The following is a 26,681-nucleotide window of genomic DNA, read 5'->3' as shown; positions in this document are numbered from 1 at the left end:
GCGCATTTTTTTTCATACAGGCATTTTTTAAAAAGTTTTTACGATAAGTGTAATTTAATTACGTCTATTGTAAATTGATAAAAATACTAATGCTGTACCATTAGTTTAGTTTGAGCTAAACGCACATTTCCACTCTGCAAAGTTAACATATATAAACCATTAGCCCATTTTTCAGTATCAAGCATAATAACTGTTTGTCCTTTATCAAGAGCTATTTGTTGTAACAACAGACCATTGATATCAAAGACTTGTAAACAGGTATTTTCTTCAAACAAAAAAGCCGGAATAAATACATTTGTTTGAATTTTGATCGGGTTCGGTTGAACCCAAAGTTTGTTAGCTGTTTTGAGGTCGGACAGAGTAACTTTTGGATAGGGAGAAGTACCAACTTTACCGCTTTCAAAATCATCGGGTACAAGAAACTCGCAATACTCTCCAGTTAGTAAGCTTAGCAAAGAACAAGCACTCGGGGACTGGAAACCTTGGGCATCGGCTATGTTGCGCAGGTTTTGGTATTGGGATTCAGATAGACTAAATGCTTCCGTAGTTGCAGATTGAAACTGTAGGTTTATTTGTTGTACGATTTTGTAATCCTGTTCGTCCGATGTATTGGCAGGCAAACTGTTTAACAAGGTTTGTGCTTCTGAATAATTACCATTGCCGCATTTCTGACCGATTAAACAACGAAGAGTATAAGGTGTGTTTTCGGACAGCAGGAAGCTATACAGGTTAGTCGTGTCCTTGTCGTTTAAATACTTTGAAAATAGTTTGTTAAACAAGGTCTCCTTCTTTTGTACTTCGGTGCCGATGCGCATATCCAACCGGTCTCGGTCAGAAATTTTAAGGTAATGCTTAATGGCATACAGCATTTGGTAAACTGTGGTACTTACATGTTGATAAGCAATATTCATCATATCGTTGCTAAGGGGGGCATTAGCCAGCAGGATATTGGCTTTTCGGGTAGGACTGAGAAGGGGATGTTCGGCCACTTCGGCCAGTACCTCATCTGTCAGATAAGGCCCCGCATCCATATATCTTTGGTAGGTTTCTAATGCTTCGGGGCTGTAGTAGAGTTCGTTCAACAGTTCTTCTTTGTTGCCCCCGTCTTTTTGGGTTTCCAAAACAGCAATGCGGAGTTTGAGGCTATCTAAGCAAGCGCGGGTTTTGCATTCTTCATCGGGGGGCAAGATACCTGGAAAGCCATCGCCGTTTAAATCTAAACAACCGTTGTAAGTATAACCTGTTGGTAAGTCGGTAATATTAATCGCACTATAATTATACGCGATAGCGCATCCTGGGAAGGGGGGTGTTTCGCCAGCGAAGCAGTGTGGCACGAGGCGGTTGTTGGCATCGGACGTAAAGATGTTTGGGTCGGTATGGTAGTAGTAAAAGAAAGGGGAGGTGGTTCCGGTGGTGGTAATGCGGGTGGTGGGGTTGCCTTGAGAATCCACAATTTTCTGCAATTTAGTTTGGACAAATATAGTTGTTTTGATAATTGCCGGTATATGTCAAACCTCATAGTTTTGCCAAAACTATGAGGTTTTTAAACAAACTACCGCATCACCGCCACCTTCCCCCTCGCCACTATCATACCCCCTTGCTCGGCGGCGTAGAGATAGATGCCGGGCGGGAGGGGTGGAGTTTGGAGAGGGGTAAAGATGTCGTAGGGCGGAAGGGTTTGGGTGGCGATATGCCTGCCTTGTATGTCGTATAAATGTAACTGCGCCGCAGGGTAGGCGGGCAGGTTGTAAAATACCGCCAACTCTCCATAGCCCAACCATGCTACCTTAACGGGCGGGGGCGAAGCAGCAACACTACCGTTATTAGGAGTTTCCATGCCCGTAACTACCGAGTGGACAATGGCGGTATCGGTACAGCCGCCCTCGCCAAAACAACCCATGGCGTTTACTTTCAGCAAGACCGCCTGACCTTTCCAAAAACCGGTTTCGGGATCGGGGCGGTTGGCGTAGCCCGTGGCCACTATATCGCCGTAGGGGTCTTCGGTAACGGCGTACAGCAGCATAAACTGCGCCAGCGACTCCCAATAAACATACTCCCGCATCCAAATCAACTCACCCTGCGGACTTAAACGGAATATCCAACTTGTGGGGTTGCCCGTTATGTCAAAATTGCCGGTATAGCCGCAGCCTATTATGTCGCCGTTGGCGCATACATGCAGGTCTTGAATGTTGCGACCGTAGCCAATGGCTTCAAAAGTATATTGCCATTGTATCTCTCCCAATGTATTGTAGCTGCGAACAAAATAAGATGCTTTAATACCTGTATCACCTCCAAGTAATTCCATCCAAGAAACTGCAAAGTTTCCATTTTGCATTGAAACTAAGTGCAAAAGCGGAATAGGTGGAGTTGCTTCACTTAGTTTTTGCTCCCAAATAGTGTTACCAATAGTATCGGTTTTTCGGAGGTAGCCGTAGATTTTGTTCGGTTCGTTTTGCGCGCCTATACCTAATATATACTCTTGTGTGGGGAGGAGGAGGAGGTCGGCAGGCATACTAAAATTAAAGTCGCCGACATTTTCAAGTTCATAAGAAGCTGTGATTTGTAAACTTGTGTCTAATTTTAACAAAACGCTGTGTGTGTACTGGTTTACAATACCGTAACTTGTCGCCGCTACAATTTTGCCTTGTTCATATATCATAGAAGCTGCTCCATTGCGTAAAGTATCGCCATGATAAAGGGTGTTCGAAACAGTTCCGTTTTCATTTAGCTTTCTGAAAGCATCTTGCCAATTAGAACCCGGCAGATAATCATAACTTGAAACTATATACGCATTTGGTATTGGAAGCAATCCCCAACCATGTATGTCGTACGGGAAATTGCTTATCTGACTATCCCAAACTTTCTCGCCTGAAATAGTTGATTTAAACACTCCTATACCCGAATTTGAACCTCCGCCAAAAATAGAACCACACGCTACCACATATCCGTCTGCCTCCGAAATAATTCGGGACCCGTTATCGGAACTGGTTCCGGGATGCCGATAGTTTTGATGTAGTACTCCTGTGCCGGCAAAGGCGTGAAAGACCAAAACAATATAAATAATATACGTCCGAGGTTTACTACTTTCATATTGAGGGGTATTTGCTCAGTTAATATAATAATACCTCCCACGGCAACCTTCATATAGCAGGCTGACATGGGAGGCTCAGTGGAGATGTTAGTGTTGGATAACAAATTTGGTATATTCTATACGGATTCCATCAGCGATTAGGCTCAGGAAATATACACCGTTTGGAAGGTGGTGGGTGGACAAGCCCACAGTGTATTCACCGTGGGAAATAACTAATTGCTGAACAATTTTACCTTGTGTGTTAAACAGGTAGAGGGTGGTTTGAGATTCGGTAAGGAAAGGCGGTATGCCGATGTTTATATATTGGCTGGCGGGATTGGGCTGCACCCACAGCCGGTTTGTAGTTTTAAGGTCTTTAATGGTTACTTTCGGGTAGGATATCGGAGTAGTTTTTTCGCTACCGGTGGGCATCCACCACTCAAACTGCTCGCCCGTCAGCAGGTTGAGCAGGGCTTGGGCGGCAGGGGCCTGGGTGCCGTAGGCATCGGCTATGCAGTGCAGGGTTTCATATTGCGCTTCGCTTAATTCAAAGCCATTGATTGCCGACAGGCGTAGCAGGTTGATTTGCTGTACGGTTTTGTAGTCTTGCTCATCTTGTGTTTCGGCAGGCAAACTGTTTAAAAGGGTTTGGGCATCGGCATAATTGCCATGGCGGGCTTTCTGACCGATTAAACTGCGAAGGGCAAAGGGGGTGTTTTCGGATAGCAGGAAGTTGTAAAGGACAAATAGTATCATTGCTTTATGTTTTTTGTGTGAAGATAGAAAAAATGATACGGTTTGTAAAATCTGTTTGGACATAAGTGCTTGCCAGTCACCCCTAAATCCCCTGTTACCCCTAAATCCCCTGAAGGGGACTTTGAAACCCATTGAAAAGTTAGGGTGTTTTGGTACGGTTACGCAGTCTGCGTTTCCAACGCAAACAGCGTTTATAAGCCCACCCTACCGCACCACCGCCGCCTTCCCCCTCGCCACTATCATACCGCCTTGCTCTGCGGCGTAGAGATACACGCCGGGCGGGAGGGGCGGAGTTTGGAGGGGGGTAAAGATGTCGTAGGGCGGAAGGGTTTGGGTGGCGATATGCCTGCCCTGTATGTCGTATAAATGTAACTGCGCCGCAGGCGCGGCGGGCAGGTTGTAAAATACTGCCATTTCGCCATAGCCCAACCAGGCTACCTTAACGGGCGGGGGTGAAGCAGCAACACTACCGTTATTAGGAGTTTCCATGCCCGTAACTACCGAGTGTACTATCGTGGTATCGGTACAGCCGCCCTCGCCAAAACAACCCATGGCGTTTACTTTCAGCAAGACCGCCTGACCTTTCCAAAAACCGGTTTCGGGGTCGGGGCGGTTGGCATAGCCCGTGGCTATGATGTCGCCATAGGGGTCTTCGGTAACGGCGTACAGCAGCATAAACTGCGCCAGCGACTCCCAATAGATATACTCGCGCATCCAAATCAACTCTCCTTGCGGACTTAGGCGGAATATCCAGCAGGTCGGATTGCCGGTAATCTCAAAATTGCCGGTATAGCCGCAGCCTATGATATCGCCATTGGCGCATACATATAGATCTTGGATATTGCGACCGTAATCATTACTTACAAAAGTGTATTGCCAGTCTATATTGCCATCTGTATCATAGCTTCTTACAAAGTAACTGCCTCTGTTCTCTGTTGCACCCCCTAAGAGATCTACCCAACTTGCTACAAAATGACCATTTTGTAGCAGTGCCAAGTGAATAGGTGGAAGTGCTAAACCAACATTATTTATAGCCTGCTCCCAGATGGTGTTACCAATTGTATCTGTTTTTCGGAGGTAGCCGTAGATTTTGTCGGGTTCGTTTTGCGCACCTATGCCTAATATGTACTCTTGCGTGGGAAGGAGGAGGAGGTCTACCGAGCCACATCTCGGAAATCCTTCTATATTTATTATGGTATCCCTTCGATGTACTGTTCCAATGGTATCCATAGTTAACAACAATGTATAATTGTATTGCTCTAACCCAATGCCGGGTGGCGTAATGCTTGTATAAGAAACAATTTGGTTGTCGCGACTAATACTATATGGTGCCCTGTTATCCATAGTATCGCCATGTAAAACATGCCTGTATATTTCACCATTTTTGTTTACAAAAGTAAAAAGATCTTGATAAAGCATACCGCTTTGAACTACTGCTCCGCTTAATAAGTAGTTTTCATTAGGCAGTTGAAGAAGTCCGGTGACACCGGGTTCGTATGGCGGGAAATTAAAATAGTTTTGCCATATTTCTACTCCGTCAAAATCAACTTTAAAAAAACCGGTACCTCCAACTGAACCACATAAAACAACATACCCTTCTTCGTCTGCAATTATATCCAAACCATTATCTGAAACAGTATTTTCAACAGAAACGGTCTTTATATAATACTCTTGTGCTTTCAAACTGAAGAGATTAAGAAATATTATTAAGTACAGCGCATTTGTTTTTCATACAGGCATTTTTTAAAAAGTTTTTACGATAAGTGTAATTTAATTACGTCTATTGTAAATTGATAAAAATACTAATGCTGTACCATTAGTTTAGTTTGAGCTAAACGCACATTTCCACTCTGCAAAGTTAACATATATAAACCATTAGCCCATTTTTCAGTATCAAGCATAATGACTGTTTGTCCTTTATCAAGAGCTATTTGTTGTAACAACAGACCATTGATATCAAAGACTTGTAAACAGGTATTTTCTTCAAACAAAAAAGCCGGAATAAATATATTGGTTTGGCTTTTGATCGGGTTCGGTTGTACCCAAAGTTTGTTAGCTGTTTTGAGGTCTACCAGAGAAACCTTTGGATAGGGCGGAGAACCGGTTTTACCGTTTTCAAAATCATCGGGTACAAGAAACTCGCAATGCTCTCCAGTTAGTAAGCTTAACAAAGCGCAAGCACTCGGGGATTGAAAACTTTGGGCGTCGGCAATGTTGCGCAGGTTTTGGTATTGGGATTCGGATAGACTAAATGCTTCCGTAGTTGCAGATTGAAACTGTAGGTTTATTTGTTGTACAATTTTGTAATCCTGTTCGTCCGATGTATTGGCAGGCAGACTGTTTAACAAGGTTTGGGCTTCTGAATAATTACCATTGCTGCATTTCTGACCGATTAAACAACGAAGGGTATAAGGTGTGTTTTCGGACATCAGGAAACTATACAGGTTTGTTGTGTCCTTGTCGGCTAAATACTTTGAAAATAGTTTGTTAAACAAGCCCTCCTTCTTTTGTACTTCGGTGCCGATGCGCATATCTAACCGGTCGCGGTCAGAAATTTTAAGGTAATGCTTAATGGCATACAGCATTTGGTAAACTGTGGTACTTACGTGCTGATAGGCAATATTCATCATATTGTTGCTAAGGGGTGCATTAGCCAGCAGGATATTGGCTTTTCGTGTAGGGCTGAGGAGGGGATGTTCGGCAACTTCGGTCAGTACCTCATCTGTCAGATAGGGACCTGCGTCCATATATCTTTGGTAAGTTTCTAATGCTTCGGGGCTGTAGTAGAGTTCGTTCAACAGTTCTTCTTTGTTGCCTCCGTCTTTCTGGTTTTCCAATTCGGTAATCAATAGTTTTTGGCTTTCATAGCAGGCTTGAGTTTCACATTCGTCTGGGGGCAGTATTCCGGGATTTCCATCGCCATTTAGATCGAGGCAGCCGAGATAGATAAAAGAGCCAGGTACGGTAGTTTCTATAGCATTGTAATTATATGTTGCTGTACATCCCGTGAAAGGCGGGGTTTCACCGGTGAAGCAGTGGGGCAAGAGGCGGTCGTTGGCTTCTGCCGTAAAATTATTGGGGTCGGTATGGTAGTAGTAAAAGAACGGATTGGTCGTACCCGTAGTGGTGATTCGGGTGGTGGGGTTGTCGAGGGTGAAGAAGTTAAAATAGGGGAGGAATTGTACTAATGAAGGGTCCCAAGTACCTTGGTTCGGCAGTGTTCCGTTGTTGTCGAGCTGCACGTCGGCGTTGAGCGTGGTGAAGTCGTTATTGTAGAAATGGAGTCCGCTGTTGTCTTCGTTGGCATAGATGCCGGTTCCACATTCTTGGTAGGTGTTGCAGTCAATGATGTTGTTACCCGGGCTCAGGTTGCCGGTAAAGAAGGCGGCAACAGCGGTGCTTCCTCCGACAAAGGCGTTGTTGGTGATTTGGTATCCGCATTTTCCTGCCAGGGTGATGTGTTGGGTAATGGTGGCTGAGGTGGTAAAGGTATTGTTTCGGGCATCCATTTCTCTGGTCTGCATGTTTTGGATGCCTAACCGGCAGTTTTGGAAAACATTGGCATCGGTATAATCGTTGCCTATAACCGCGCTACCAAGTGAAACATTTGTTGCCTGAAGGATAATTCCTTTAACTACATTTTCGAACCTACAGCCATTGTTGATTTCGAGATCTTCGGCATCGTGGGTGGTCATGGCGGTGCAGTTGCCGTAAATGGCGGAGTTACTGTTGCTGAAGGTGCAGTTATTGACGATGATGCCCTTGCAAGCCCAAATGGTAATGCCTTCAAAAGGTATGGAATGGTTGCTGTCGGCGGTGATGGTACAGTCGCGGAAATGGCTGAAATTGAAGGGTTTGTATTGCATCATTTCGACAGCTTTCCGGTTGTTGTGAAAGTTGCTGTTTTCGGTATATACAATCCCCCCGTAGTATTCGGGGAAGTCTCCGCCCCGTCTTTGTGTGGTGATGGCTGCGGAACGCGAGTATTCTATGCGTGCGTTGTTTTTGAGGATGACCATGCCCGGGTCTTCGGCATTTAAGGTAACGTCTTCGTCGTAGTCGGTAGCACTGAGGTCTGCTGGGTTTGCCCCTGTGGGAAACAATGATTCATGGTGGACGGCGGGGTTGCCCCATACTTCAATGCCGAGGTGTCTGTCGCCGCAACCATTGGTCAGTAGCCCATTGTCGCTGCCGGGGTTGCCGTCTCCTTCCATCACCAATTTCGCGCCTCTTTGGACAATCACCCTTTTGTTTTCTGCCAGATTAAGCTTACCTCTCAGCGTGAGTTTTGCGCCGGGCATGATTTCTATATCGGTACTGCTGTTGGTAACGATATTGGCTTCCCAAGTTGTGTTTTGGGTGATTTGCCAGGTATTGGTAAGGGGTGCCAATGGGGACTCCCAAATACCGCGGCCGAACGTACCAATGTGCAGGAGTTGCTTGCAATAGTCTATTTCGATTCCCTTGACCACGCAAACGGGAAGCCCGTTGTTGTAACATTCCCAAATTTCGGTATCGGGGTTGTACCGGTACACTCCCACGTCTGTGGCGGCATAAATGACATCGTTCGAGCCGACATGATAGACTAATTTGTTAACGGGTACTCCGGGCAGCCCCGAACCGAATTCACCCCATGTTTCACCGCCGTCCGAGGAGTGCTTAACACGCGCTCCCTGATTAAAGTTGCTTAGACTTATCCATATTTTTTCGGGATTTTGCGGATGTATGGCAATATCGGTGATAACGAAATTCCCTGTAATGCCGCCGATATCGGGAGAAAATGATGCCACATCTATAAAGTCAACACCATTCTCAGACTTAAAAAATCTGTTAGCAACCGCAAAATCTTTAAATGCAATAAAAACTGTTTTAGGATCTGATGGAGCAACAGCCAAAGCACTAACACCGCCAACTCCAGTAAATAGAACACTTAAGACTTCGTCGAGAGGGTTTAAGCTTAAATCTATTTTATGGAACCAATGCCCTTTTGCATAGTAAACAATATTGGAATTTTTTGGATCTTGAACCATTTTAGGATCAAAAAAGGATTCAACTCCAGAAACGGGTGCTATGGACTCAAGAAACTGATTGCCACCATCAGTTGAAAGATATAAAAGTCCATTTGTTCTTGTAAGGACTATATCGGGATTTGCCCAACTGATAATGGTTTGTCCGCCATCGCCTTTTAAAGCTGTGGTTGCTACAGGGTCATCACACCCTCCTTTGACATAACAGACCAATTGACCGTTTTCGTACTTAAAAAAGCTGTTGTCTTGTGTGCCTCCGGCTACAACACCCGGTCTTAAAGAGGAGTTGGCAATATCGTAATACTGTGTGATATTAAGGCTGCTGCCGGCAGTGCTGCTTTCGCGGTTGAGATTTAGATATTGATTAGGTGCTCCTCCAAATGAGTTTCGACTAACTCCGCCATCATTGCCAATCAATAGTACATCGCTATTCCCACCGATAGAGGCCGATTGAATTTGCAATGCCCTTATGTCGCAATGAAACGAGTTTGGCCCCGTTCCTTGAACGTTTGAATTAGTGACTGTTTTTTGAATAAAGTTGTATCCCCCATCAGTTGATTTATATAAATCAACCTTGCCAAAGTACATTACGTTTTCATCAATTGGGTTTACTTTAAAGGTTACAAGGGCATGGTTTATTCCTTCATTTTGAATACCGACAGGATCATTATCTGTCCATGAATTGCCCAAATCGTTGCTTCGGCTTATTGTATTAACGTAATTGGTTCCGTTATAGGTTGTCCTATACATTGTGAAAATATTGTTTCCGGAAGTTTCTAATAAAATTTGTTGTTTCGGATTGCTTGGATTGGGCGTTAAATTTACCCATGTTGCTGTATGAGTTACGGGGTCAATGCTGTCTATGCGATATAATTGGGCATCACCGCCTCTAGTGCTTAAAAATATGATGTCTGGATTGCCGGATAAAAATTCCATATCAGAAAAATGGAGACCGTTTACACTAACGGCAGGTAAATTTTCGATGGCTTCCCAAGTTGCCCCTCTGTCATTGCTTTTCCAAAGGCTTTCGGTTCCTAAACACCAAACGGTATTCGGGTCCGTCGGGTCTTGCATCAGTTTTACGCTTACTTCTCCCCAGCTTGCCGACCAAGGATTGCTTTCTTCCCAAGTTGCACCCCCGTCACAAGATTTCAAAACTCCAATACCGTAATGATTAGCTACCTGAGAAGTAAGTCCCGAAGCTATTAACAATTCTTCAGTACAATCTTCCGATTCCTCAAGTAACAATATAGAATTAATTCCAAGTCCAGGCATACGGATTTGGTCCGTTATACACACCCAGTTAAAACCGTCGTCGGTTGTTTTCCACAACCCGGCTGTATTGCTTCCTGCATAAATGGTACTTGGAGTACTTGGAGGGGAATATACACTAATCACAATTCCTCTTGCCTGAATATCAGGACATAGTTTTGAAGAAAGCGTATGCCAGTTTCCTTGTTCGTTGCAAACAGGCTCGTTTTCTGTCCAATTGGCCATGGCATTTCTGGCATCAAAAATGCTGCCGTTCGGGCCAACTCTATTACTCCAAAACATATTCCATCTTGCATAATGCTTGGCAAAACGGTTTGCATTGGGATGGCTTTGGAGGTAGTTATCTGCCATATTGCAAATAGCCATAAATGAGGTATCGGAAACCGACATCATGTAAAGCAGATTGTAAGCTTCATCATCCATTTCGTCAAATGTTGATTCCTGTGCTTTTATATACACATTACCCCCCCCCATATATATAAGGAAAGAGATACGAAGAAAACCAGGTACTTAAAGCATGAAACTGGGAAAGAACTTTTTTCATTACGCATAAATTGGTGTTTTAATGCGGTTTAAAGAATGTTTTGTTAGTTAGTTTGTGTTCCCCAATGTGTTTTTTTATGATGGTGTAAGATAGTGAATTGTGAGATTACTTGTATTAAACATTCAAAAAAATGTTGAAAACTTAATTATGCTTGTATCAGAAAAAGTAGTAAAAAATCGAACCTTGCAATAATAAAGGGGGTTTGTTGGTTAGTAAACGCTTAGATCTTTGAAAGGAAACCTAAACCCTGAATGGTGGTTTCCTGATTTTAAAATTCAACACATAATAATCAATATGTCAAAAAACATCAAAATTCTTTGGGCAGACGATGAAATAGACAACCTGAAACCTCAGATTTTATTTCTTCAGAAAAAGGGATATGAAATAACGGCAGTAACAAACGGCTACGATGCCATCGAAAAAAGTAAAGACGAATCCTTTGATGTTGTTTTTTTAGACGAATCAATGCCGGGCATTTCCGGTCTTGAAACCTTGTCTGAAATAAAGCTCGCCAACACCAATTTGCCGGTGGTGATGATTACCAAAAACGAAGCCGAGCATATTATGGAAGAAGCCATCGGTTCGCAGATTTCCGATTATCTGATTAAACCGGTCAATCCCAATCAGATTTTACTGACCCTTAAAAAGATTATAGACAACAAAAGGTTGGTGAGCGAAGGGACAACCTCTCGCTATCAACGCGCTTTTTCGGGAATATTCAGCAATATTCAGATGAGTGATGATTACCACACCTGGGTAGAGGTATATAAAAATCTGATTTATTGGGAATTGGAATTAGACAAATCGAAAACCGAAGAAATGCAGGAGGTTTTCCAGATGCAAAAAACGGAAGCCAACAATGGTTTTTGCAAGTTTGTGGTTCGCAATTATTTCAATTGGATTCAAAACCGCCCGTCAAAAGAAGAAATGCCCACGATGTCGCATACTTTGATGCGTGACAAAATCTTTCCTCATATTGACCCCGAGATTCCCAATTTTATGATCTTGATTGACAATCTGCGCTTCGATCAATGGAAAGAGATTCAGCCTATTTTGTCAGAGGTGTTTAAGTTTGTGGAAGAAGATGCCTATTACAGTATTCTGCCAACATCCACCCATTATGCCCGCAATGCGATTTTTGCAGGGATGTTGCCGTTTGATATTGCCCGCCGGTTTCCAAGCCAATGGAAAAACGATGCAGACGAAGGGGGTAAAAACTTGTTTGAAGAGATGTTTCTGGCAGATCAGTTGGACAGGTTGAATCTGTTCTATAAAACCAGTTATACCAAGATTACCAGCAATCAGGATGCTAAGGTGATGACGGAAAACATTCACAATATGCTGGGCAATCAGTTGAATGTTATTGTGTATAATTTTATGGATATGCTTTCACATGCCCGAACCGAAATGGAGATGTTGAAAGAGCTGGCAAACGACGAAGCGGCATACCGCTCAATTACCCGTTCCTGGTTTATACATTCGCCGCTGTGGCAGGCTTTGCGCAGATTGGAAGGCAAAAAAATCAACCTGTTTATTACCACCGACCATGGAAGTATTCGGGTTCGCCGCCCCAGTAAGGTTATTGGCGACCGCAACACGACCACCAATCTCAGGTATAAACACGGTAAAAACCTGAATTATGACCCCAAAGATGTGTTTGAAGTAGTCAATCCCCGACAGGCTATGTTGCCACAGCCAAATGTCAGTTCGTCTTTTATTTTTGCCAAAGAAGATATGTTCTTTGTTTATCCGAACAATTACAATCACTTTGTCAATTACTATAAAGACACCTTTCAGCACGGGGGTTTATCGCTCGAAGAAGTCATTATCCCCATTGCCAGGTTTACTTCTAAATAACTCGCGCCGGAAATAACATGACCCTGACGGTTAAAACTATATCCGAATTGCCGGTTACTGCCGAACAGCTATTGGGTAGTTTCGGTAATTATCGTATTTTTGCATTTAGCGGAGAAATGGGAGTTGGTAAAACCACCTTTATCAAAGAGATTTGCAGGAAGCTGGGCAGTTCCGATTTGGTGAACAGTCCTACTTATTCTCTGGCAAATGAATATAAGGGGAAAACAGTGATTTATCACCTCGATCTTTACCGTTTAAAGAATCTGGAAGAGGCCTTAGACATCGGTATTCTCGATTACCTGAACAGCGGGGCTTATTGCCTGATTGAATGGCCGGAAATCATCGAACCCCTTTTGGACAATTCTTGTGTTTGGGTTCAGCTCGAAAAGGACGAACAAAATTACAGAACAATCACTATTCGGCAACATGAATGAGCAAAATCCGGTTTATTCTTCCTTTGGAACACAATATGGTGTTATTCCGCAAGAAGCATTGCTCACTACTCAGGTAAAAAAAAGCAAACTGTTTATCGGAATTCCAAGAGAGCGTTCTTTTCAGGAAAACCGAGTTCCGTTAACTCCCGAAGCGGTGGAGTTGTTGGTCAACCGGGGACACCGTGTTTTGATTGAGGCTGGGGCAGGTGAAAAATCTTTTTTTTATGACCGTGAATTTTCGGAAGCGGGGGCAGAGATAGCCTACGATGTCAGACAGGTCTTTGAGGCAGACATTATTCTCAAATCGGCACCTATTACCGAAGATCAGATTGATCTGCTACAAGTTCAGCAAACGGTTTTTTCACCCATTCACTTGCCCACATTAAAAGACGAGATCCTTTACCGACTGATTCACAAAAAAGTTACTGCCCTTGCTTATGAATACATCAAAGACGAGAGCGGCAGCTTTCCGATTGTCAGAGCTCTCAGTGAAATTGCGGGTAATGCTGCAATTCTGATAGGAGCTGAATATTTAAGTAATTTAAACAACGGCCCCGGTATTTTAATGGGAGGGATATCGGGGGTTCCTCCTGCACGGGTGGTGATCCTTGGTGCCGGCGTTGTCGGCGAATTTGCGGTTCGTGCTGCCTTGGGTCTCGGTGCCGAAGTCCGGGTTTTTGACAACAATATTTATAAACTGATGAGACTGCAAAACAACGTCAATGTCCGGGTATATACCTCCGTAATCAACCCTTTGACGCTGCAACAGGAACTGTCGAAAGCCGACCTTGCGGTGGGTGCCATACATTCGGAAAAAGGGGAAACGCCGATTATCGTTACCGAGAGTATGGTTCAAAAAATGAAACCCGGTTCAGTGATAGTGGATGTCAGTATTGACCAGGGCGGATGTTTTGAAACCTCTGAGATTACCTCACATGACAAACCGGTATTTCTGAAACACGATGTGATACATTATTGCGTACCGAACATTGCTTCGAGGGTGTCTAAAACCTCCTCATTAGCCCTCAGCCATGTTCTGACCCCGATGTTGCTCAAAACCCATGAGTTTGGAGGGTTTGAAAACCTGATGCGCAACAGCAGCGGTGTCAGAAACGGGGCTTATATTTATAAAGGACATCTCACAAATCAGCACATGAGCGAGCGTTTTAACATCCGATATACCGATTTGAACCTATTGATAGCCTCTACTTTGTAACAGTGGGTTGGCTTATTCTGCCGGTATTTTATTCGGGCTAAAATCGCTGATGGTCAGAAACTGTTGGCAAAAGCTATATTCGACCGGTTGGTTTGATGCAATAACGACTAATTTATCTTTGGCAAATTGTTCAATGATGGACAGATACCAATCAACTGCCCGGCTGTCGAGGTTTGTGGTTGGCTCGTCCAATAAAAGCAAGGGGCAGTCTGCCAAAACAGCCAAACCTAATTTTACCCTTTGTTTCATTCCCGAAGAAAAGAAAGAGATGCGTTTATGCCGGGCATGACTAAGCTGCAACAGTTCGATGAGGTCGGTTTCTTTAAATCCGCTGACAAAAGGTTTGAACTGAAGCTGAAACCTGATTAATTCGACCAATGAAAACTCTTCAATCAGTTCGAGATAGGGGGCTGCCAAACTCAGATAGCGGTAAGTTTCTGTGTTTTCGATGGTTTTGCCTTCAGATTGATACAGAACGGTTCCTTTTGTGGGCATGAGGCTTCCGCAAATTATTTGGAGCAATGTGGATTTGCCGGTTCCGTTTCCTCCTAAAACAGCATAGGCTGTGCCGCTTTCAAACGAATAGCTGACGTTTTGGAAGATCCATTCGAGGCGATACCGTTTTCCGACATTTTGCAAATCTAATTTAAACATCTTCGGTTTCGTTTGGCTGTGCTGTTTTTTCCAGTCCTTTGATGATTCCTTTGGTTGAATTTCTTATGAAGTTCAGGATCTGTTGTGTTTCAGGGGTGTTTTCAACATGATTTTCTACCATATTCAAAGCGTTATGTAACGAATATCCCATCACAAAGATATACCGGTAGATGTTTTGAATGTGCCGGATGGTTAATGCGCTGTACCCCCGCCTTGTCAGCCCTACCGAATTTACTCCTGCATAGGATAAAGGCTCTCTTGCTGCTTTTACGAATGGGGGTACGTTTTTCCGTACAAAAGAGGTTGCAGCTACAAAACTATGTGCGCCGATATGGACAAACTGCTGAACACCTACAAAGCCTTCTAAGATGGCAAATTCGTCAATCATTACATGCCCTGCGAGATTGGTGCTGTTTGCTAAAATCACATTATCGCCCAACAAACAATCGTGAGCGATATGAACATAGGCCATCAGGAGGCAGTTGTTGCCGACTACTGTTTTTCCGGCATAGGCTGTTCCGCGGTTAATGGTAACACATTCGCGGATGGTGGTGTTGTTGCCGATTTCGGCAGTGGTATATTCTCCAACGAATTTCAGGTCTTGGGGAATTGCGCCAAGGACTGCTCCGGGAAAAACCTGACAATTGTCGCCAAGTCGGGTACCATTCAAAATGGTAGCGTTAGGTCCTATTTTGCAGTTGTTGCCAATCTCAACGTCAGCCTCGATGTAGGAAAATGGTAAGATAATGGTGTTGCTTCCGATTTTAGCTCCCGGATGAACATGAGCTAAGGGGGAAACATCAGGTTGAGTGCCGGTTTTGTCCATTGATTGTTAGTTTATGGTAGAAATGGTGATGGTCAATTAGTTACGGATGGATATATCTTTGCGAAAAGTCTATCAGAAGGGATAGTCAGCAGCCACGAAATTCGGGGAAATGTTGGGAAGGTCTTTTTGGAAAACAGTTGATGAAATTTGAGGAGTGCTTGATAATGTTCCGGCTAATCAAAGTTATGAGTTAAGATTCAATAACAGACTTATATGGTTAGAGTTCAAGCATTTTTGCGTTTTGAGATTTGAGCTACCAACCGGGCTTCGGTAACCAATTTATTGCCTACATAAGCAAATCCGTCCATTTCGGCAATGCCTCTTCGGATATCGGCAAGTAATTTTAATTCAAAGATAAGTGTATCGCCCGGAACAACCGGTTTTCTGAAACGAACATTATCTATTTTCAGGAAAAAAGTCAGATAGTTTTCGGGGTCGGGTACGGACTGCATCACCAAAGCACCGCCCGCCTGTGCCATAGCTTCGACAATCAGCACGCCGGGCATAACGGGTTGTCCGGGAAAATGTCCGGTAAAAAAAGGCTCGTTGATGGTTACATTTTTCACCCCGATTACCCGTTCTTTGGTCAGGAGCATAATTTTGTCAATCAGCAAAAACGGGGGGCGATGTGGCAGTAACTTTTGTACGGCAGTTACATCATACAACGGGGTTTGATTGGGGTCGTAAGCCGGGGCTGTTTCCTGAGATTTTTTTCTGAAATATTTTTTTAATTCTTTGACGAATGCAATATTGGCGGCATGACCGGGTTTTGTGTTGAAAACACGGGCTTTAAGAGGCGAACCCAACAAAGCCAAATCACCCACAACATCTAACAGTTTATGACGTGCGGCTTCATTGTTAAAGTTCAGTTCCACATTGTTCAGATACCCTTCTTTTTGAACTTTAAGGTTGTCGAAACCTGTCAGAACGGCTAATTTTTGAAGCATCTCATCCGAGGGAGTGAGGTCGGCATATACAATGGCGTTATCTAAACTGCCGCCTTTAATCAGGTTGTTTTGCATCAGAGTTTCCACTTCGCTCAGGAAACAAAAAGTACGCGCGGGGGCAATTTGCGATGCAAATTCTCCGATACTATTCATCGCAGCGTATTGTTTACCGATGACCGGTTGGTTAAAATCAATCAGGGTGGTCATCTGCAGTTCGGTAGATGGAAGTGCGACATATTCGCTGCCGGTGGGGGGGTAGGTGAAATGGAAAGGCTCATCCAACATAAGAAACCTGCGCTCTGTCTCCTGAACCACCGTGCCTGCCTCGGTCAAGGCATTTATGAACGGTTGTGCGCTGCCGTCTAAAATGGGTACTTCTTCGTTGTTAATTTCAATCAATACATTGTCAATCTGCAAGCCCATCAGGGCAGACAAGGCGTGTTCTGTGGTGATTACGGTTGCCCCGTTATTGCTGAGTGTTGTACTTCTGAGGGTGTTGATGACAAAATCGGCATCTGCTTTGATGGTTGGACTTTCGGCCAAGTCTGTTCTGCAAAATTGAATGCCGAAATCGGGTTCGGCAGGGCGAAACGTGAGTGTGGCCTGTTTACCGGTATGCAGTCCTTTTCCACTGAGTGAAACCGGTTTGCCGATGGTTTGCTGATAAAGATTCATTTTCGATACTGTTGTCTTAATTATACTTTTTCGCTCTGAAAACAGAAGCAAGGTTTAGGTTTGTCGGTTATCCTGCTGAATTAACCCGGTTTTCAAGTGCCTTAAACCGGCTTTCTAATTCGGGTAGTTGTTTAAAAATGCTGTAAGCCCGCATCTGATTTCTAAATTCAAAGGCAGGGGAGCCGCTTAAAAACTGTCCTTCTTTTTCGACCGATTTGGTAACTCCGCTTTGCGCATTGATTTTGGTGCGGTTGGCCACGGTGAGATGCCCTACCAAACCTGCCTGCCCGCCAATCATACAAAATCTGCCGACTTTTGTGCTGCCGGAAATGCCTGCCTGAGCGGCAATGACGGTATGTTCGTCTATCTCTACATTGTGGGCAATCTGAATGAGGTTATCTAATTTTACCCCGTTTCTAATTACGGTTGCTCCCATCGTTGCGCGGTCTATACAAGTATTGGCTCCGATTTCAACGGCATCTTCTACAATGACAATGCCCGTCTGAGGAATTTTTTTGTAAGAGCCGTCCGGTTGAGGGGCAAACCCGAACCCGTCGCTGCCAATGACCGCCCCGCTATGTATGATGCAGCGGTTTCCAATCTGACATCCTTCATAAATTTTGACCCCTGCACAAATCAGGGTATTCGCTCCGATTTGCACGTTGTCGCCGATATAGGTTTGCGGGTAAATCAGGCTTTGGTGGCCAATCACCGCATTTTTTCCGATATAGGCAAATGCACCGACATACACATCTTCGCCAATCTGAGCTTCGGAATGTATAAAACAAGGCTGTTCAATACCTTTCGGGCGATTAAGGCGGCTATGCAATTCCAATAAACGGGTAAATGAAGCATAGGCATCTTCGACCCGTATGAGGACTATGTTTTGCGACAATTCGGCTTCAAAATCCCGGTTGACTATCAAAACAGATGCGCCTGTGGTTTTGACAAACCGTTCGTATTTTGGATTTGCAATAAAACTGACATCTCCCGGCAGGGCTTCTTCAATTTTTGCTAAACGACTAACCCGGACCTCCGGATTGCCTTCTAACTGACCGTTTAACAACAGGCTTAATTCAAGTGCGCTTAATTGCATGGTGCAAATTTACAAACCCTGAACGAATTTAAGAAGTCAAGCAACGATTATCGGCCAATTATGCACTTTATTGCTGCTATCTTTGCAGCAACTTTTTTCCCGAAATGGAGTATATCACCACCGGTTTTTATCTTTTACTGTTCATTTGGTTAGTGCTGAAACTGCCTTTTTTCCGCGATAACTTCGTGAGTAAACCGTATATAGTGGGGGCTTTTATCTTAAAAGTTGCAGGAGGATGGTTCTTTATCTGGTTGAACAATGTCTATTATTTTAACAGTGGGGATGCTGTTACTTATTTCAAAGCGGGAAAGCTGATTTACAATACTTTGTTTGAAGACCCGCTGTTTTTTCTCGAACTGACTTTTTTCCCGAATGCGCGCATACCGCCCCAGCATCTCAACGAAATCATAGATACCATCCCTTCGTGGAGCGATGTGCGGTCTTATACGGCCATTCGCTTCAATGCTTTGGCACATCTTGTTTCTTTTCATGTTTACCCAACCCATGCCTTGTTCGGCACTTTTATGAGTTTTACGGGGTTGATGGCCTTGTACAAAACCTTTACCGCTTACTTTCCCAAACGGGCGATTTGGGTGTTTGGATGTTGTTTTTGTGTTCCATCGGTCGTTTTCTGGACTTCCGGTTTGCACAAAGACGGCATTTCTATGCTGTTTACCGGACTCATGGTTTGGAACGCTTATCTGCTGATTGAAAAAGGGTTTAAGACCCGTAGAATTGCCGCTTTGCTGATGAACGGGTTGCTGTTGTTACTCATTCGTCCTTATACACTGGGTTTGTTGGTGCCGGCATTGATGTTGTGGTATATTGCAAAAAAAATACGCCCTGTGCGCCCGTTGCTGTTTTATTCGGGGGCTTATGTTTTTGGATATGCAGCGTTGTCCTTGCTGAGTTTAGTATCGCAAAAACTGAATGTGTTTGCCAAATTAGCGGAGGTGCGATATTATTTTGTGATTTACAAACTGGGAGGCTCAGACATACCACTCAGTTTGCTCGACCCCACCTGGCAGGCGTTTTTAACAGAACTGCCCCGCGCTTTGGTCAATGCCCTGATGCGCCCCGAACCCTGGGGAAATATTGATTTGATGCAGAAAATTGCTTCGGCAGAAACCCTGGTTTTTTCGATGTTTGCCCTGTTTTGTCTGGTGTTTAACAATTTAAGGCAACTACCCTACCGCTATTTTTTATACGCCTGTTTGTTTTTTGTGCTTACTTCGTTGATGTTGATAGGGCTGACGACCGACAATCTTGGAGCTATTGTGCGTTATAGAAGCAATCTGCTTCCGTTTTGGCTAAGTTTCTGGGGCATCGTGCTTCAATTGCCGGATAAATGGATGCCTTTTGGAAAAAAAACTCCAAAAAACGAACTTCAACCCAATCCAACAGACTATAGTTCCTGAAAAAACCTGCCCGATTTGCGGGTTGTTGTGTTGAAAATCCTCAATTTTAACCCCGTATTCCCATCATTTAAGCATTAAACTATGATTATTGTTACCGGCGCAGGAGGGTTTATCGGCAGTTGTTTAACCATCAGCCTGAACGAACTCGGACGAACAGATTTAATTTTGGTGGATGATTTTGATTTGTTGGGCAAGAAAAAAAATCTGACCAATTGCAAATATCTGGGGTGGGTACAACGCGAAGCTTTTTTGAGCTGGATTCGTTCCAACTATCAGCAAATTGAAATGGTCTTCCATCTCGGTGCCCGAACCGATACCACAGACTTTAATACGGAGGTGTTCGACCGGCTCAACCTCAACTATTCCAAAAGAGTTTGGCAGTTTTGCACCGAATATCAAATTCCGTTGCTCTATGCCTCGTCTGCGGCAACTTATGGTGCCGGTGAATATGGATATGAAGACCGCCACGACCTCGTTGCTTCGTTTAAACCACTCAATCCTTATGCCCATTCGAAAAACGATTTTGATTTATGGGCAATTGCTCAAACCCAAACTCCGCCTGTTTGGTACGGAATGAAGTTTTTTAACGTTTATGGTCCCAACGAATATCACAAACAACGCATGGCATCTGTTGTTTTTCATGCTTTTAATCAAATTCAGGCAACCGGTAAGGTCAAACTGTTTCGCTCGCACAAACCCGGGGTGGAAGACGGAAAACAACTTCGCGATTTTGTGTATGTCAAAGACGTGGTTTCGGTTTGCCTTTGGATGATGAAACATCAAATTGCCCAAAACGGATTGTATAATCTCGGAACAGGGGTTGCCCGTTCTTTTGTTGATTTGGCAAATGCCGTTTTTAACGCCATGCAGCTCAACCCGGTTATTGAATTTATTGACATGCCCGCCGATATCCGGGAAACCTATCAGTATTTTACCGAAGCCAATATCCAAAAACTCATCTCCGCCGGCTATTACACCCCTTTTCAAACGCTGGAAGAAGGGGTAAACGATTATGTGGTCAATTATCTGATTCCCGGTAAATATCGTTAATCTTTTTTCGGGATAGGCAGAAGCCAATTTTTCAACAAATTCCTTGACCGGATTTATTCAAACTCCCTTTTTTCAGAAGTTGCAGAATGCTTCAAAAATGTGAAAATCCTTATTTTAAAAGGCTTATCAGAAATTCTGACCCATAGTTCCGGAATCTTAAAATTGAAAAACAACTTTTCAACAGGTACCATCCAACTTCTAAAGTGTACCAATCAAAAGTCAAATGTTACCAACCGGAAGTTGATTTCTACCGGTTACAAAAATGAATAGTCGCAATCAACAGTTAAATGGTAGCAACTGAAAATTGAATGGCAGCATTTACAAGATGAATGGCTACATTCGAAAGTTGAATGACAGCATTTGAAATGTAGAAGATAGCAGATACAAAAATGAATGGTACCAACTGAAAGTCAGATTGTACCATTTACAAGTCAGATGGTAGCAATCAAAAGTTAAATGCTATCAAATTTTACCCCTTTTATGCAAAAATAGCAGTATTTGTTGCCTGATTTTTCGCAGCTTTTTCCTGTGAGCCGGTAAGTTTCAACGGTGATTATTTCAAGCAGAGTTTTGGGTAAACAAGTATAGGATTCCTTGGGTTTTAAAGGGCAAATATTTGCTGTTTGCAAAAATGGAAAGCGAAGCAATGGACTGTTTGTAAAAGAAATCCAATTTTTGTGAAACACCACAGAATTAGCCGGTTAGTTAGGCTATAAGTACGAATATCCTTACCTTTGCCCCCGATTTGAAAGCCGGCATAATTTGCACAATATCCTAACCTGACTGACCAATAACCTGAATTGTCCATGAAAAAATCATTAAAAGAAGTCGCGCATTTGCGAAAGAACTATTCAACAGCCGGACTCAACGAAGAATCGGTCAAATCCAACCCTTTCGAACAGTTTGAAATCTGGTTTGAAGAAGCGTTGCAGGAAGATTTCATCGAACACAACGCCATGTTTTTGGCTACTGCAACGCCAAACGGTATTCCTTCCATCCGAACCGTGTTGTTAAAAGGTTTTTCGGAGCAAGGGCTGATTTTCTTTACCAACTACCATAGCCGTAAGGGCAACGAACTGACCCAAAATCCGGAGGCGGCCATTCTTTTCTATTGGGACAAACTCGAACGACAGGTTCGGATAGAAGGGAAGGCAGAACGACTGTCTGAATCTGAATCTGAAGAATATTTTAACACCCGTCCGTATGGCAGCCGCATCGGTGCGTTGGCTTCCCCTCAAAGTCAGGTGATTGCTTCGCGTCAACAGTTAGAAGAAAAGGTAAAAGCCCTGACGGAGCAGTACGATGAAAATGCGGTGATCCCCCGTCCGGAATATTGGGGAGGCTATCGCATCATTCCGCAGGTATTTGAATTTTGGCAGGGGCAAACCAACCGTTTGCATGACCGAATCCGCTACACCCTGCAACCTTCCGGCAACTGGCTGATAGAAAGATTGGCTCCCTGATGAACCCCAGTTTTTCAAAGAGCAGAATTTTGTTCCCCCCAAAGTGATGCCGGTATTTAAAGAAGTAAAACGAATAAGACAAACTTGTTTTTATGAAAAAGATTTTGGTTTTAGGCGCAGGAAAATCTGCCACCGATTTAATACACTATCTCTTACAACATGCACCCGCCAACGATTGGGAAGTTACCGTTGGAGACTATGACCTCCACACCGCCCTTCAGAAAGTGGGCAACCATCCCAACGGCAGGGCTGTTTTTTTCGATGTTCACGATGTCGTTACACGGGTAAACTATATCAGCGATTGTGATATTGTCGCTTCCGTTTTGCCCGCCAATTTTCATATTCTGGTGGCAAATGATTGCCTCCGTTTTGGAAAACACCTGATTACACCGTCCTATATTTCTCCTCAGGAACGGATGTTGGACGAACAGTTCCGGCAGGCGGGGTTGTTGTTTATGGGTGAAATAGGGTTAGACCCGGGCATTGACCATCTAAGTCTGATGAAACTCATTCACCACCTCCGGGCGCAAAATGCTCAAATTACGGAGGTGCGCTCTTTTTGCGGTGCGCTCATCGCCCCCGAATCCGACAACAACCCCTGGCACTATAAGTTTACCTGGGCACCGATGAACGTAGTCCTTGCCGGACAAGGCGGAACGGCACAATTTTTTCAAAACGGCAAACCTCGCTACATCCCCTACAACCGCTTGTTTTCGCAGTTTGAAACCTACGAAGTAGAACATCACGGGAATTTTGAAGCCTACGCCAACCGCGACTCGCTACCCTACCGCAAAACCTACCAAATCGAAGACGTACCCACCCTTTTGCGGGGAACATTGCGAAAACAAGGGTATTGTATGGCATGGCAGGCCCTGATTCAAATAGGGCTGACAGACAACCAACTGCTACTGCCCAAAAACAGCCCGATGACTTTTGCCGACCTGACCGAATCGTTTATCCCCGAACACTATACCGGAACCACGGAACAGCGAACCGCCGCTTTGCTCGGCAATCTCGCAACTGAACGGGTGATGTCCAACCTCCGTTGGCTCGGAATTTTTGACCAAATCCCCATCAGCCCCAACGCAGCCACTCCCGCACAAGCCCTGTTGGAACTGTTGTCCGACAAGTGGCAGTTGTCGCCGGACGATAAAGACATGATTGTCATGCTCCACAAGGTAAACTACCGCCTGAACGGGAAAAACTACGCCCATACTTCGACAATGGTGGTCAAAGGCAAGGATGCAGACAATACCGCCATAGCCGCAACCGTAGGTTTGCCGATGGCAATGATGGTTAAATTAGTGTTGAGCGGCAACTTGCAGCTAACCGGAGTCCATATTCCTACCATGCCGGAGGTCTATGAACCCATCCTTGCCGAACTTGCCGGATACGGAATTTCATTTACCGATGTAAACCTCGAAGAGTAGGAGAGGGGGGAGGGAAGCCCCGTCCGTCTTATTATTGTGTCATTTTAAACCGATTGGCGCGTAAAAACGTCCCCAAATCGTTGAACCGTACCCCGTATTTTTTCAATACCCGATGGGCTGCCCTCGCGGTCATTTGCCGGATGTAAAAAGTTTCCTGCACCATAAAATGATGGATGGTATGGGTGCTGCCAAAATTAAAACAAAACAACTGAAACGGAAATAACCACCAAACGTTCAGAACCTGCGTTTGCTGCATGATGTTGCCGCGCTCCACATCGCCGTAATAGTGCATGTTGGAGGTGATGAAATGAAGGCAAAACTGCCGGATTAAATTAGGAGCAACAAAAAGAACGATAACAGGCGAAATCCAGCCGATATAAGTCTGTGCCCAATCGGGCATCACCGACAAAGGAGATACAACCTTCATCACGGCAAGGGTAAAATAGTAAATCAAAAAGGAATACCACAACAAATGAAACGGAATACCAAAAGGCCAAAACCCGTAAATGCTCGTTTTTCGAAGGTTTTCCACATCATCTTTGGTAAATTTGCCTTCATAATACAGTTGTCTGACTTCTTTGCGCATATTACGTGAACGCAAAATACCGGCAAAAATCAAATCGGGGGTCATAACCAACCGAAGCAACCCCCAGGGCTGACCGTTGGTAACACCGCGCTCTTCCATATCGGTCGCAGTGCCCGAATATTTATGATGATGCAGATGTAATTGCCTGCGAAGCCAGGGATTTAAGGTCAAAGGCCGGAACAACCAAACGCCGGTCATCATCAGGTTGTGCATCAACGGATTATCTTTAAAATAAAGCCGGTGAATCAGGTCATGTTCCAGTTCGTGAAGGATGGAAGTCCAGAAAGCAATCCAGAAAACCACCGCCCAAACATTCCATTGCGAAGTAAAATACCCATAAAACGACCATAAAATCATGGCAATGGTGAACCCAAAAATACCAAAACCGATGGCGTTCTGATGTTTCAAAAAAGGATATTTTTCCCGGATGCTTTTGCTCGTCTCGCTGATTTCTTTGTAAACCGCAGCGGTTTTTTGTTTGTCATTCATAGCAATTTTAATTTAATGACCGTTACCTACATTAACAAACCGGACTACTGAACGGTTGGAGCAAAATACACCTCTCTGAAATTCCGGTATTCCATGGCGTTTTGCGGAAAATTTTTCACATAAGGTTGTAATAAACGTTGGTCGCGGTCGTAATACAAAGGTAGAATCGGCGCATCGTTCATCGCAGTCTGATCAGCTTTGAAATAAAGTTCGTTGCGTTGTTGTTCGTCTGGAGTGCTGAGGGCTTCTTCCAAAAAACGGTCGTATTCGGGGTTTCGGTATCTGACCGTGTTGAGGTAAGTTTTTTCAGTATCGTCTTTTGGTAAAGTTCGACTCGAAAACAAGGCGAGGAAATTTTCCGGGTCGGGGTAATCGGCAATCCACGCAAAACGCCAAAAGTCAACTTTTGCGCTTTCAACGGTTTCGAGATGTTGAGGCCAAGGCATCTGTACAATCCTGACCTTAACGCCAAGGTTGTCGGTAATCATTTTTTGGATGACTTCTGCCACCTGTTCGTTGCGTTTACCGCCGCTGTTGAGTTGCAGTGTAATTTCGGGAAGGCCTTTTCCTTCCGGATATCCTGCTTCGCTCAACAAAGTCTTAGCTTTTTGAGGGTCGAAATTATAGCCTTTGATTTTACTGCTGGGGTAGTTGGTAAAAGCAGGAGGCACGATGCCGTAAATAGCAGGAAGCCCGGCACCTTTCAGGGTATAATCCACTAATTTTTGACGATCAACGGCATAACAAAAGGCTTGTCGCAGTTTTTTGTTGTTAAATATTTTTCCGGTATTCAAAAATCCGTAATACTGAATATTGAGTGAGGGTTTTGCCTGATAGGTATATTGTTTGTAGTTTTCTTTCAGGGTACCTTTATCGTCCACCACCTCATCGGCAATTTCGAGCGGAAGGCGATATTTCAAATCAAATTTTCCGTCCCTGAACTCGCGAAGCCAGGTCATTTCATCCTTAATAAACATCACTTTTATCCCCGACAAATAGGGGAGTTGGTTGCCGTGTTGGTCTTTTCCCCAATAGCCTGTGTTTTTCAACATCACCACTGTTTCGTTTTCCCGCACGGTTTTGAGGAAAAAAGGGCCGGTACCGACCGTATGCTGACGCATTTCCGCACCGTATTTGTCGAATGCTTCTTTGGGATAAATGAACCCGAATGGCATGGCTAAGATATATAGAAAACTGCTGAACGGTTTTTCGAGTCGGACCTGAATGGTGCTGTCATTTAAAATACGAACTCCCTCCACGCCGTTTTCCGGAAATGTTTTGTTTCGGGTAGCTTCATAATGAGCATCTGCACCCAGAATTCTTCCGGTAACAAACTCAAAACCCTTGTTACTTGGGTCATACGTACAAAGCCGGTCGAAACAATATTTCACATCCTGAACAGTCAATTCACGGCCTTTACCACTTTCAAAACAGGGGTCATCGTGAAACATCACGTTTTTGCGGATGGTAAAAGTATAGGTCATAGCCTTGTCGTCAGTTTCCCAACTGGTTGCCAGACAAGGTTTAAGACTGAGCGTTTCCTGGTCAAGGGTAACCAATCCCTCATAAGTTTGGTTGGTGATGCGGTGTCCTACTACCTCCCCAACATTCAGCGGATAAAGTGACTGGAAGTATTCGGTTTCATTGACATTAAAAATGCCGCCATAATAAACGCCGCCCGGGGCTTCTTTTAGTTCGGTGGTTTGTTTCGCACTTTCGCTGTTGCAAGCACCAAACAACATCAGCCCGGCAACCAATAAAAAAAGAACAGAGGTAAAATTACGCATGTAGTAGTGTTTTAAGTCGTGATTTGAGGGGAGTTGTTTTGCCGGTGTTGGCAATCAAAATTTAAAGGTTAAACCTAATAAAAC

Annotated in this window: 18 protein-coding genes; 7 read left to right on the top strand and 11 right to left on the bottom strand. The window is 44.1% G+C overall.

Annotated elements, in window-relative coordinates:
- Nucleotides 1–86: 86 nt before the first annotated feature.
- From IPM47_18365 to IPM47_18345, 5 genes are all read right to left on the bottom strand, one after another.
- Nucleotides 87–1,451, bottom strand: coding sequence for a T9SS type A sorting domain-containing protein (locus IPM47_18365; GenBank protein ID QQS28784.1), 1,365 nt, complete (start codon nt 1,449–1,451; stop codon nt 87–89).
- A gap of 101 nt (nt 1,452–1,552) precedes the next feature.
- Complete coding sequence (locus IPM47_18360; GenBank protein ID QQS28783.1) at nt 1,553–3,049, bottom strand: hypothetical protein; 1,497 nt, start codon at nt 3,047–3,049, stop codon at nt 1,553–1,555.
- A 129-nt stretch (nt 3,050–3,178) separates the two neighbouring features.
- A complete protein-coding gene (locus IPM47_18355) occupies nt 3,179–3,826 on the bottom strand; it encodes a T9SS type A sorting domain-containing protein (GenBank protein ID QQS28782.1) in 648 nt (215 codons plus the stop codon).
- A 204-nt stretch (nt 3,827–4,030) separates the two neighbouring features.
- Nucleotides 4,031–5,509, bottom strand: a complete 1,479-nt coding sequence (locus tag IPM47_18350) for a hypothetical protein (GenBank protein QQS28781.1) — start codon at nt 5,507–5,509, stop codon at nt 4,031–4,033.
- Nucleotides 5,510–5,628: 119 nt separating this feature from the next.
- Nucleotides 5,629–10,599: a T9SS type A sorting domain-containing protein gene (locus tag IPM47_18345; GenBank protein QQS28780.1), complete on the bottom strand. Its 4,971-nt coding sequence runs from the start codon at nt 10,597–10,599 to the stop codon at nt 5,629–5,631.
- Nucleotides 10,600–10,963: 364 nt separating this feature from the next.
- Between IPM47_18345 and IPM47_18340 the strand changes: the two genes are divergently transcribed.
- Genes IPM47_18340 through IPM47_18330 form a run of 3 tightly spaced genes read left to right on the top strand, consistent with a single transcriptional unit; the run spans nt 10,964 to nt 14,176 of the window.
- On the top strand, nt 10,964–12,526 hold the full coding sequence (locus IPM47_18340) for a PglZ domain-containing protein (protein ID QQS28779.1): 1,563 nt from the start codon (nt 10,964–10,966) through the stop codon (nt 12,524–12,526).
- Nucleotides 12,527–12,543: 17 nt separating this feature from the next.
- Nucleotides 12,544–12,960: a tRNA (adenosine(37)-N6)-threonylcarbamoyltransferase complex ATPase subunit type 1 TsaE gene (gene tsaE / locus IPM47_18335; protein QQS28778.1), complete on the top strand. Its 417-nt coding sequence runs from the start codon at nt 12,544–12,546 to the stop codon at nt 12,958–12,960.
- On the top strand, nt 12,953–14,176 hold the full coding sequence (locus IPM47_18330; GenBank protein QQS28777.1) for an alanine dehydrogenase: 1,224 nt from the start codon (nt 12,953–12,955) through the stop codon (nt 14,174–14,176). Before tsaE ends, IPM47_18330 begins: the two co-directional genes overlap by 8 nt.
- Before the next feature lie 12 nt (nt 14,177–14,188).
- On the opposite strand, the gene IPM47_18325 is transcribed toward IPM47_18330, so the two are convergent.
- From IPM47_18325 to lpxD, 4 genes are all read right to left on the bottom strand, one after another.
- Nucleotides 14,189–14,830, bottom strand: a complete 642-nt coding sequence (locus tag IPM47_18325; protein QQS28776.1) for an ABC transporter ATP-binding protein — start codon at nt 14,828–14,830, stop codon at nt 14,189–14,191.
- Nucleotides 14,823–15,656 (bottom strand): acyl-ACP--UDP-N-acetylglucosamine O-acyltransferase, encoded by an 834-nt coding sequence (gene lpxA, locus IPM47_18320; GenBank protein QQS28775.1) that lies wholly within the window; start codon nt 15,654–15,656, stop codon nt 14,823–14,825. Before lpxA ends, IPM47_18325 begins: the two co-directional genes overlap by 8 nt.
- Nucleotides 15,657–15,880: 224 nt before the next feature.
- Complete coding sequence (locus tag IPM47_18315) at nt 15,881–17,278, bottom strand: bifunctional UDP-3-O-[3-hydroxymyristoyl] N-acetylglucosamine deacetylase/3-hydroxyacyl-ACP dehydratase (GenBank protein ID QQS28774.1); 1,398 nt, start codon at nt 17,276–17,278, stop codon at nt 15,881–15,883.
- Nucleotides 17,279–17,345: 67 nt separating this feature from the next.
- Entirely contained in the window at nt 17,346–18,374 is a 1,029-nt protein-coding gene (gene lpxD / locus IPM47_18310; protein QQS28773.1) for a UDP-3-O-(3-hydroxymyristoyl)glucosamine N-acyltransferase, read from the bottom strand.
- Nucleotides 18,375–18,478: 104 nt separating this feature from the next.
- Here lpxD and IPM47_18305 point away from each other — a divergent pair, with 104 nt between their 5' ends.
- The 4 genes from IPM47_18305 to IPM47_18290 all read left to right on the top strand — a co-directional run bounded on the left by IPM47_18305 (nt 18,479) and on the right by IPM47_18290 (nt 23,735).
- Nucleotides 18,479–19,792, top strand: coding sequence for a hypothetical protein (locus tag IPM47_18305; GenBank protein QQS28772.1), 1,314 nt, complete (start codon nt 18,479–18,481; stop codon nt 19,790–19,792).
- Between the two features lie 81 nt (nt 19,793–19,873).
- Complete coding sequence (gene rfaD, locus IPM47_18300; protein ID QQS28771.1) at nt 19,874–20,842, top strand: ADP-glyceromanno-heptose 6-epimerase; 969 nt, start codon at nt 19,874–19,876, stop codon at nt 20,840–20,842.
- Between the two features lie 806 nt (nt 20,843–21,648).
- Nucleotides 21,649–22,305, top strand: coding sequence for a pyridoxamine 5'-phosphate oxidase (gene pdxH / locus IPM47_18295; protein QQS28770.1), 657 nt, complete (start codon nt 21,649–21,651; stop codon nt 22,303–22,305).
- A gap of 92 nt (nt 22,306–22,397) precedes the next feature.
- Nucleotides 22,398–23,735, top strand: coding sequence for a saccharopine dehydrogenase NADP-binding domain-containing protein (locus tag IPM47_18290; GenBank protein ID QQS28769.1), 1,338 nt, complete (start codon nt 22,398–22,400; stop codon nt 23,733–23,735).
- A gap of 31 nt (nt 23,736–23,766) precedes the next feature.
- On the opposite strand, the gene IPM47_18285 is transcribed toward IPM47_18290, so the two are convergent.
- On the bottom strand, nt 23,767–24,810 hold the full coding sequence (locus IPM47_18285) for a fatty acid desaturase (GenBank protein QQS28768.1): 1,044 nt from the start codon (nt 24,808–24,810) through the stop codon (nt 23,767–23,769).
- Nucleotides 24,811–24,854: 44 nt separating this feature from the next.
- Nucleotides 24,855–26,597, bottom strand: a complete 1,743-nt coding sequence (locus IPM47_18280; GenBank protein QQS28767.1) for an ABC transporter substrate-binding protein — start codon at nt 26,595–26,597, stop codon at nt 24,855–24,857.
- Nucleotides 26,598–26,681: the final 84 nt, after the last annotated feature.

Source organism: Sphingobacteriales bacterium, from assembly GCA_016700115.1.
Taxonomy (GTDB): Bacteria; Bacteroidota; Bacteroidia; order Chitinophagales; family UBA2359; genus UBA2359.
The sequence above is the reverse complement of the archived record's forward strand: the minus strand, read 5'-3'. Positions and strand labels throughout refer to the sequence as shown.

Excerpts from the sequence above, each read along its gene's own strand:
- IPM47_18355 (QQS28782.1), bottom strand. The coding sequence starts at position 3,826 with ATGATACTATTTGTCCTTTACAACTTCCTGCTATCCGAAAACACCCCC.
- IPM47_18345 (QQS28780.1), bottom strand. The coding sequence starts at position 10,599 with ATGGGGGGGGGTAATGTGTATATAAAAGCACAGGAATCAACATTTGAC.
- IPM47_18340 (QQS28779.1), top strand. The coding sequence starts at position 10,964 with ATGTCAAAAAACATCAAAATTCTTTGGGCAGACGATGAAATAGACAAC.
- tsaE (QQS28778.1), top strand. The coding sequence starts at position 12,544 with ATGACCCTGACGGTTAAAACTATATCCGAATTGCCGGTTACTGCCGAA.
- IPM47_18330 (QQS28777.1), top strand. The coding sequence starts at position 12,953 with ATGAATGAGCAAAATCCGGTTTATTCTTCCTTTGGAACACAATATGGT.
- IPM47_18325 (QQS28776.1), bottom strand. The coding sequence starts at position 14,830 with ATGTTTAAATTAGATTTGCAAAATGTCGGAAAACGGTATCGCCTCGAA.
- lpxA (QQS28775.1), bottom strand. The coding sequence starts at position 15,656 with ATGGACAAAACCGGCACTCAACCTGATGTTTCCCCCTTAGCTCATGTT.
- IPM47_18315 (QQS28774.1), bottom strand. The coding sequence starts at position 17,278 with ATGAATCTTTATCAGCAAACCATCGGCAAACCGGTTTCACTCAGTGGA.
- lpxD (QQS28773.1), bottom strand. The coding sequence starts at position 18,374 with ATGCAATTAAGCGCACTTGAATTAAGCCTGTTGTTAAACGGTCAGTTA.
- IPM47_18305 (QQS28772.1), top strand. The coding sequence starts at position 18,479 with ATGGAGTATATCACCACCGGTTTTTATCTTTTACTGTTCATTTGGTTA.
- rfaD (QQS28771.1), top strand. The coding sequence starts at position 19,874 with ATGATTATTGTTACCGGCGCAGGAGGGTTTATCGGCAGTTGTTTAACC.
- pdxH (QQS28770.1), top strand. The coding sequence starts at position 21,649 with ATGAAAAAATCATTAAAAGAAGTCGCGCATTTGCGAAAGAACTATTCA.
- IPM47_18290 (QQS28769.1), top strand. The coding sequence starts at position 22,398 with ATGAAAAAGATTTTGGTTTTAGGCGCAGGAAAATCTGCCACCGATTTA.
- IPM47_18285 (QQS28768.1), bottom strand. The coding sequence starts at position 24,810 with ATGAATGACAAACAAAAAACCGCTGCGGTTTACAAAGAAATCAGCGAG.
- IPM47_18280 (QQS28767.1), bottom strand. The coding sequence starts at position 26,597 with ATGCGTAATTTTACCTCTGTTCTTTTTTTATTGGTTGCCGGGCTGATG.